This window comes from Halobacterium sp. CBA1126, from assembly GCF_009741975.1.
GTDB lineage: Archaea > Halobacteriota > Halobacteria > Halobacteriales > Halobacteriaceae > Halobacterium.
Genome location: NZ_WPCF01000153.1, coordinates 1 through 4,528, shown reverse-complemented (window position 1 = coordinate 4,528; position 4,528 = coordinate 1). Strand labels below are relative to the sequence as shown.

Annotated in this window: 5 protein-coding genes; 2 read left to right on the top strand and 3 right to left on the bottom strand. The window is 68.5% G+C overall.

The features are described 5' to 3' along the window. Window positions 1-194 precede the first annotated feature (194 nt). Together GJ634_RS14270 and ftsZ are read left to right on the top strand one after the other, a co-directional pair. The gene (locus GJ634_RS14270; protein WP_058981067.1) at window positions 195-362 is read left to right on the top strand and encodes a ribbon-helix-helix domain-containing protein; all 168 of its coding nucleotides are present in this window, start codon (window positions 195-197) and stop codon (window positions 360-362) included. 3 nt (window positions 363-365) lie between these two features. Continuing rightward, window positions 366-1,553 carry a cell division protein FtsZ gene (ftsZ, locus tag GJ634_RS14265; protein WP_157503523.1) on the top strand — a complete coding sequence of 396 codons (1,188 nt, stop codon included), beginning with the start codon at window positions 366-368 and terminating at the stop codon, window positions 1,551-1,553. Between the two features lie 54 nt (window positions 1,554-1,607). Here the strand turns inward: ftsZ and GJ634_RS14260 are convergent, their stop codons facing one another. From GJ634_RS14260 to GJ634_RS14250, 3 genes are all read right to left on the bottom strand, one after another. Next, on the bottom strand, window positions 1,608-2,570 hold the full coding sequence (locus tag GJ634_RS14260) for a TIGR00269 family protein (protein WP_157503522.1): 963 nt from the start codon (window positions 2,568-2,570) through the stop codon (window positions 1,608-1,610). A gap of 143 nt (window positions 2,571-2,713) precedes the next feature. Further along, window positions 2,714-3,091, bottom strand: coding sequence for a hypothetical protein (locus GJ634_RS14255; RefSeq protein ID WP_157503521.1), 378 nt, complete (start codon window positions 3,089-3,091; stop codon window positions 2,714-2,716). A gap of 194 nt (window positions 3,092-3,285) precedes the next feature. Then, a partial coding sequence (locus GJ634_RS14250) for an HD domain-containing protein (protein WP_157503520.1) occupies window positions 3,286-4,528 on the bottom strand: 1,243 nt, incomplete at its 5' end.

Below are 4,528 nucleotides of genomic sequence, written 5' to 3'. Positions count from 1 at the left end.
GCGGACGCACTCGACCGGTAAGACGCGCGTTTACACCGCCGTTAATTATATACGTTGAGACGCTGTGGGTAGTGGTACGTAAGACGGTTGTCTTACAGAGAATCGCAGTACTGCGCGGGGTAATGGCCCGCCACGCGACTCTGTAAGACACGAGCGACACGGAACGCCGTCTTACCACAACGGGGATACCAAATATGGAGCGTGTGACACTCCGCATTCCGAAACAGCAGATCGACGAGGTCGAACAGATGGTCGAACGGGGCAAGTTCCCGAATCGCAGCGAGGCGATTCGGTCTGCCGTCCGTGAGATGATAGACGAACAAACGGAGCAGACCAGCACGAACAGCTGGGCGAAGGTGTAACAGATGCAGGACATCGTTCAAGACGCCCTCGACAACGCCGAAGCCGAACAGCGCGAGATGGACGCCGACGGCGACGGCGACGAGTTCGGCGACCCGCGAATCGTCATCGTGGGCGCCGGCGGCGCGGGCAACAACACGGTCAATCGGTTGTACAACATCGGTGTCGAGGGCGCGGACACGGTCGCCATCAACACCGACAAACAACACCTCAAGATGATCGAGGCCGACACGAAGATCCTCGTCGGGAAGTCCCTGACGAACGGCCTCGGCGCCGGCGGCGACCCCTCGATGGGCGAGCGCGCCACCGAGATGGCGCAGGGCACCATCAAGGAGGTGCTCGGCGACGCGGACCTCGTGTTCGTGACCGCCGGCATGGGCGGCGGGACGGGGACGGGCGCGGCGCCCGTCGTCTCGAAGATCGCCAAAGAACAGGGCGCAATCGTCGTCGGCATGGTGTCGACGCCGTTCAACGTCGAGCGCGCCCGCACGGTCAAGGCCGAGGAGGGCCTGGAGAAGCTCCGCGAGGAAGCTGACTCCATCATCGTCCTCGACAACAACCGCCTGCTGGACTACGTGCCCAACCTCCCCATCGGGAAGGCGTTCTCCGTGATGGACCAGATCATCGCGGAGACCGTGAAGGGCATCAGCGAGACCATCACCCAGCCCAGCCTCATCAACCTCGACTACGCCGACATGACCGCCATCATGAACCAGGGCGGCGTGGCGGTGATGCTGGTCGGGGAGACCCAGGACAAGAACAAGACCAACGAGGTCGTCAAGGACGCGATGAACCACCCGCTGCTGGACGTCGACTACCGCGGCGCCAGCGGCGGCCTCGTCCACATCACGGGCGGCCCCGACCTCACGCTGAAAGAGGCCGAGGGCATCGCGGACAACATCACCGAACGGCTGGACGCGAGCGCGAACGTCATCTGGGGCGCGCGCATCCAGGAGAACTACAAGGGGAAGGTCCGCGTCATGGCCATCATGACGGGCGTGCAGTCCGCGCAGGTGCTCGGTCCGAGCACGCAGAAGCAGGCCGACAAGTCCCGCCAGGAGCTCAAGGACGTCGACGCCGACTCGAAGCAGCGCGCCGCCGACGACGGCGGCTCGGCCGGCGAGTTCGGCGCCCACTCCGACGGCGGCACCGAAGAGGTCGAGCAGAACAACGGCCTCGACGTCATCCGGTAACCGCCCGGTTCTTTTTCGGTCGCCCGGTCCGCGAGCAGCAGGTGTCGCGCGCTCCTACACCGCGTCGACGGCTTCGACCAGCGCGCACTTCCGGCAGCGGTCGCGGGTCGTCGGCGCGCCGCACTCTTCGCACTCGCCGACGTCCTCGTTCTCGTCGCCGTACTCGTCGGCCGCGAGCCCCGCGAGCTCCTCGTAGCCCGCCATGATGGAGTGCCGCGTGCCGGGGTGGTTCTCCTCGAGTTCCAACAGGAGGTCCTGAATCTCGCCGCGGAACGCCTCGCTGGCGTGCGGGCACTCCTCCATGTGGACGGGGAGCTCGCGGAGCTGGGCGTACAGCGCGACCTCCTTCTCGGGGACGTCCCGGAGCGGCTTCGCGCGCGGAATCATGTCCTCCTTGGGCGTGCGCTCGTCGAACGGCCCGAGGCTGGCGTCGAAGTGTTTGGCGACCTGTTCGACGTTCCCCTCGAAGATGTTCATGAGCGCGGTCTCCGCCTCGTCGTCGAGGTTGTGGCCGGTGAGGAGCTTGTCCGCGCCGTACTCCTCGGCGTACCGCGCGAGCAGGTCCCGGCGGAACACCCCGCAGTACGCGCAGGGCGCCATGTCCAGCGGGTCCTCCTCGGCGACGTCGTCCATCTCCACGTCGAACTCGTCGGCGTACGTGACGACCTCGTGGCGGACGTCGCGGTCCGCGACCAGTTCCTCGCAGGCGTCGAGGCTCTCGTCGCGGTAGCCCTCGATGCCCTCGTGGATGGTGAGTGCGACCAGCTCGACCCGGGGGTCCTCGGCGAACGTCTCCTCGAGGATGTCCAGCAGGACGACGCTGTCCTTCCCGCCGGAGAGCCCGACGACCCACGTCTCGGGGTCCTCCGGCGTCGCGTCGTCGGGGAGCATGTCGTCCTCGCGGATGCGGCGGCGCACCCGGCGTTCGACGCTCTCGAAGAGGTGGTGTTCGCAGAGGTGCGCGCCGGAGTACGCCGCGTGCATCACCGCCTCGCGGTCGCACTTGGTGCAATCCATTACGTACGCGTTGGCAGCGCCGGCGTTTCACCGTTACGTCTCGGCGAACCGCCGCGACTCGTAAACCCCATCTCGGGATAGCAAATAGGCTGGCGCGCGGGAAGCCGCGCACAGAACCGGTCGGGAACGGGGCGTGCGACGGGTCAGCCGGCGAACTCCGAGCCCGCAGCGCGCTCGGCGGCGTCGCGGGCGTCGTGGACGTCGTAGAGCACGTCCGCGGGGTCGACGTCGCCGCGGCCGAGCGCTTCGAGCAGCGCGGAGCGCTCGTCGGTGTCGAGTTCGTCGACGGTGTCGACGCGCTTGGCCACGTCCTCCACGGACATCCCCGTCGGTTCGAAGCGCTCGCCGTCGGCGTCGCGTTCCTCGGCGGCACCCACAGCGGCGAGCGTCTCCAGTTCCCGCTCGGTGGCGCCGATGGAGGCGGCCGCGCGAGTCGCGATGTCGTCGGTCGCCGGTGCGTCGTCGGTCTCTGCGGCGAGTTCGCGGAGCGCCGCGAGCACGCGGAAGGTCTGGTCGCCCATGTGTGGACGCGACGGCGGAGGTCGCTTGACCGTTGTGGCCGCGGGCGAGCGAAGCGAGCGCAGTTACTGCGAGCGAGGAGCGCGTGCCCGACTAGCGGGCGAACACGGGGCGAGGAACGGTGAAGAGAGTAAGCCGCGAACGTGGCGACCCGCGAGCACGGTGGTCGCCGGCGGTACCCGAGAAGCGGCCGCTCTCACGTCCGGTCGTACGTCTCGGCGTGGAACCAGTCGACGAGCGCCGCAGTGGCGTCCGTCTCGACGCCGTGCGGGACGTAGACGAACGGGATGGGGCGGTCGAACGAGCGCTCGCCGTACAGCCCCCAGTCGCCGACCGAGCGCGTGGTGCCGCCGTACGCGATGGGGATGTCCTCGAGGTCCTGCGGCTCGTACTCGGGGACGTAGGACTGCTCGACCCAGACCTCGTGGGCGGGGACGCCGAGTTCGGCGGCGAGGTCGGCTTCGAGGCGGTCGGCGTGTTCGACGAGCCAGTCGCTGAACGCGTCGAGGTCCGCGTCCACGCGGTCGGCGTACGCGATGCGGTGCTTCCAGCACGTCTCGGGGAAGCGCCGGGCGCGGAACCGGTCGTAGAGCGCGGCGAGCGTCGAGTCCGGGTGGTCGCCGGCCGCGACGCGCAGCCGTTCCATGAGCGTGTTGTCGTCGATCTCCTCGGCGAGCACGGCGTCCGCGGTGACCGGCGGTTCGTCCGCGAGCGCGGCGAGTTCGTCGAGGAGCTCGCCGAGGAGGACGTGCGCGTAGACGGACTTGTGGTGCTGGGTCACCCACATGTAGACCGCGATGCGGCCCTCGAGGTAGTTGCCGATGGTCGAGAGCGCCTTGTCCGAGAGCGCCAGCCCCTCCTCCGGGTGGGCGGTGTACGAGCCGACCATGCGGTCGGTGTCGAAGCTGAGGACGTCCGCGCCCGTCATCTGGTTGTCCCGCGTGATGTAGTCGAGGCGGTCGACGTCGATGGGCGAGTGCAGAATCTGGGCGGCGACGCCGTGCTGCCAGCGGCCGCCCCGCTCGTACTCGAGGCTGTACCCGAGGACGTGCGCGCAGACGTCGTGGGGGTCGACGTCCATCGCGCGGAGGCCGTCGGCGAACTCCTCGAGGACGACGAGACAGCCCAGCAGTTCGTGCGCGGACGCCTCCCGGAGCGGCGCGTCGCCGACGCCCGCGTCGACGAAGGTCTCGCGGAGGCCGCGGTCGGCGAGGCGCTCGCGGAGGTCGTCGGTGTCGAGGAAGCGCTCGCCGAGGTGGCTGAACGGCGGGTGGCCGACGTCGTGGAGCAGCGCCGCGCACTCGAGGGTGCGCTGGATGTCGTCGAGTTCCGCGGTGGTGGCGTCGCGGTAGAAGTACGACTGCTCGCGGAGGTTCTCGAAGACCGTGCGCGCGAGGTGGTAGACGCCCAGCGAGTGCTCGAAGCGCGTGTGGTTCGCG